We start from the raw sequence: 3,435 nt of genomic DNA, 5'->3' as shown, positions 1-3,435 counted from the left end.
GGCCCGGCCTTCGGTGCACCGCTGGGTGCGCCGCTCGGTGCACCGCTCGGTGCCCCTGAGGGCGCGCCGGACGGAGCGACCGTCGGTGCGCTCGGGGCGGCCATGGCTGCCGTCACGCCGATCCCCCCGAGGACCAGCACCGCGGCCGCGGCGGAGCCGATGCCGACCGCACGGAGGGTCCGGCGTCGACGGCCGGCGGTGGGCTGGTCGTCCTGTTCGTGCTGCATGGTGTCTCCTGTTCGTCGAGCGGCTGACCCGGTCGGACCGCCGCGGATGAGACGCTCGGATCCGAATCTGAAGCAGGACTGAAGCATGTGCGGCACACAGGGTTTCTCCAGGCCGTTCCAGGCTCCGTGATGGCGGGGCGGACCTACGGTGTCCGCCGTGAACGCATCCGCACGCATCCTCGTGGTGGAGGACGACGACTCCCTCCGGACCTCGGTCGTGACGACCCTCCGCGCCGAGGGCTTCGCCGTCGCCGAGGCCCCGGACGGCCGGGCGATCGCCGACGACCTCGACCGGACCGCCCCCGACCTCGTGCTGCTCGACTGGATGCTCCCCGGCCCGAGCGGCATCCTGCTCGCCGCACGCGTCCGCGCCCGATCGGACGCCGCCGTCGTGATGATGACCGCACGCGACGAGCTCGACGATCGACTCCGGGGGTTCGCGGAGGGCGCGGACGACTACGTGGTGAAGCCGTTCGCGATGGCCGAGCTCGTCGCCCGCGTGACGGCGGTGCTGCGGCGACGCGGCCGCGTGCCGTCGGTGATCGAGGTCGCGGACCTCGTGCTGGACCCCGACGCGTCGACGGTCCGGCGGGCCGGCGTGCTGCTCGACCTCACCGCGACGGAGTTCCGGCTGCTCCGGTTCCTCGCCGAGAGTCGCGGACGCACGGTCTCGAAGGCGCAGATCACGACGCAGGTGTGGGGGTACGAGGACGTCGACCCGAACGTGGTCGAGGTCCACCTCAGCGCGCTGCGGCGGAAGATGGAGGCTCACGGACCCCGACTCGTGCACACCGTGCGTGGGCTGGGGTACCGGCTCGCGGTCGACCGAGGTGCCGCGTGAGTGCGGACGGCACCGCGACCGAGCGACCGCTCCGCACCACGTCCCTCCGGCTCCGCACCGTCGTCGCCGTCACCGTGCTCCTCGCCGTGCTGCTCGCGGGGCTCGTCGTCGCGGTCGAGGCCGTCCTCGGCGCCCGGCTCACCGCCCAGGTGGAGGACCGCCTGCGCGACCGGGCCTCGGCGGCCGCCGCGCTCGTCGGGGTGCTCGACGCCGACGACCTCGCCGGGCGTCTCTCCGCGCAGGGGCTGTCCGTCCGCATCGTCGAGCCGGACGGTGCCGCCGTCGAGGCGGGTCCGACACCCGACCAGCTGCGGAAGGGCCCGCCGGACCCGGGTGGTCTGCCGGGCCCCGCTGCGAAGGCGGACGGCTCGGGCACGGGACGATCGGCGGCGATCGGGTCGTCCGCAGCAGGGTCGAGCAGCACGTCGACGACCGGCACACGGATCACGTCGTCCTCGGTGCGGGACGACGACGGCGTGCTCACGCTCCGCTCGGACCTCGCCGACGGGACACGCATCACCCTCACCGCCGGGACCCGCGACGTGCAGGAGACCCTCGCGCAGCTCGGCTGGGTGATGGGCGGCGCGTCCGCGGCGTTCCTCGGGGTCGCGGTCGTCGGACTCGTCCTCGTCGTGCGGCGGACCATGCGGCCGCTCGACGAGATGACCGGCGCCGCTCGCTCGATCGCCTCCGGTGACCGTGGTCGACGACTCCGGCCGGAGCGCACGGACACCGAGATCGGCCGGGTGGCGCTCGCGTTCGACGAGATGCTCGACGCCGTCGAGGGTGCGGAGGCGAAGGCCGTCGCCGCCGAGGAACGGGTGCGCGGGTTCCTCTCCGACGCCGCGCACGAGCTCCGGACCCCCGTCGCCGGCGTCCGTGCGGCGGCTGACACCCTCGTCCGGAACGGGAGTGCGGACCCCGCGACGAACGAGGAGCTCGCGGTGCACGTCGTCCGGCAGGCGGACCGAGCGGCCCGGCTCGTCGACGACATGCTGACGATGGCCCGGCTCGACCGCGGCATCGCGCTCGACCGGCGTCCGACCGACCTCGGTCCGTGGCTCGTGTCCGAGGCCGAACGGCTTCGCCTCCGGCTCCCGGCCACCAGAGTCGAGACCACCGTGCCCGGCGGTCCGGTCATCGCCGACGTCGACCCGGACCGGCTCGCACAGGTCCTCGGCAACCTCGTCGACAACGCCGCGCGGGCCACGGGGCCGGGCGGGACGGTCCGCCTCACGCTGACCGACGCGCCGGGCGAGGCCGTCGTCCGGGTCGAGGACGACGGCCCGGGCATCCCGACGGACGAACGCGAGCGGGTGTTCGACCGGCTCGTCCGGCTCGAGGCCTCCCGCGACGTCCGCTCCGGCGGGGCCGGCCTGGGGCTGCCCATCGCCCGGGGCATCGCCGAGGCGCACGGCGGGACGCTCGCGCACGCCGGCGGACGCAGCGACCGGGGCGGTGCCGGGGGACTCGGGGGCGCGGTGTTCGACCTGCGGGTGCTGCTAGCCTGATCTCCTCGCGAGTGTGGTGGAACGGTAGACACGGGGCACTCAAAATGCTCTGCCTCACGGCGTGCGGGTTCGAGTCCCGCCACTCGTACGACTGGCTGATGGAACGGCCTGCAACTGGCACTTCTTCGGTCTAGTAGGCTGCTCTGCGTGAGTGACACAGAAGCAACCCCAGCAGCACCGCGTCGCGTCGTCGTCGCCGAGGACGAGTCGCTCATCCGCCTCGACATCGTCGAGATCCTCCGCGACAACGGCTTCGACGTCGTCGGTGAAGCGGGCGACGGCGAGACCGCCGTACAGCTCGCCACCGACCTCCGCCCCGACCTCGTCGTGATGGACGTCAAGATGCCGCAGCTCGACGGCATCTCCGCGGCCGAGAAGCTCTCCAAGAACCACATCGCTCCGGTGGTCCTCCTCACGGCGTTCAGCCAGAAGGACCTCGTCGAGCGCGCCACCGAGGCCGGCGCCCTCGCGTACGTCGTCAAGCCGTTCACCCCGAACGACCTGCTGCCCGCGATCGAGATCGCCCTCTCGCGTCACCAGCAGATCATCACGCTCGAGGCCGAGGTCGCCGACCTCGTCGAGCGATTCGAGACCCGCAAGCTCGTCGACCGCGCCAAGGGCCTGCTCAACGAGAAGATGGGCCTCACCGAGCCCGAGGCGTTCCGCTGGATCCAGAAGGCGTCGATGGACCGCCGTCTGACCATGCACGACGTCGCCAAGGCGATCATCGAGCAGCTCAGCGCCAAGAAGTAGCGACCGCGTCGCTCGCACGAGAGCGCCGTCTCCCCAACGGGAGGCGGCGCTCTCGTCGTCCGTGGACTCCGAGACCGGCCTGGAGGCGCGGTGTGCGCCAGCC

3 protein-coding genes, 1 tRNA gene and 1 pseudogene are annotated in these 3,435 nt (G+C 73.0%); 4 read left to right on the top strand and 1 reads right to left on the bottom strand.

Annotated elements, in window-relative coordinates:
• Positions 1 to 227 (bottom strand): annotated as a pseudogene (locus ACSW7Y_RS16605) (hypothetical protein); the annotation flags it as partial.
• A 157-nt stretch (positions 228 to 384) separates the two neighbouring features.
• Here ACSW7Y_RS16605 and ACSW7Y_RS16600 point away from each other — a divergent pair.
• The 4 genes from ACSW7Y_RS16600 to ACSW7Y_RS16585 all read left to right on the top strand — a co-directional run bounded on the left by ACSW7Y_RS16600 (position 385) and on the right by ACSW7Y_RS16585 (position 3,332).
• Positions 385 to 1,068 carry a response regulator transcription factor gene (locus ACSW7Y_RS16600; RefSeq protein ID WP_438127337.1) on the top strand — a complete coding sequence of 228 codons (684 nt, stop codon included), beginning with the start codon at positions 385 to 387 and terminating at the stop codon, positions 1,066 to 1,068.
• Positions 1,065 to 2,579: an ATP-binding protein gene (locus ACSW7Y_RS16595; RefSeq protein WP_438127336.1), complete on the top strand. Its 1,515-nt coding sequence runs from the start codon at positions 1,065 to 1,067 to the stop codon at positions 2,577 to 2,579. The genes ACSW7Y_RS16600 and ACSW7Y_RS16595 overlap by 4 nt, the downstream gene beginning before the upstream one ends.
• Before the next feature lie 7 nt (positions 2,580 to 2,586).
• Positions 2,587 to 2,667, top strand: a tRNA-Leu gene (locus ACSW7Y_RS16590).
• A gap of 59 nt (positions 2,668 to 2,726) precedes the next feature.
• Entirely contained in the window at positions 2,727 to 3,332 is a 606-nt protein-coding gene (locus ACSW7Y_RS16585; RefSeq protein WP_022903868.1) for an ANTAR domain-containing response regulator, read from the top strand.
• Positions 3,333 to 3,435: the final 103 nt, after the last annotated feature.

This window comes from Curtobacterium flaccumfaciens, from assembly GCF_051548005.1.
Classification (GTDB): domain Bacteria; phylum Actinomycetota; class Actinomycetes; order Actinomycetales; family Microbacteriaceae; genus Curtobacterium.
This window is presented reverse-complemented; position numbering and strand designations above follow the sequence as displayed.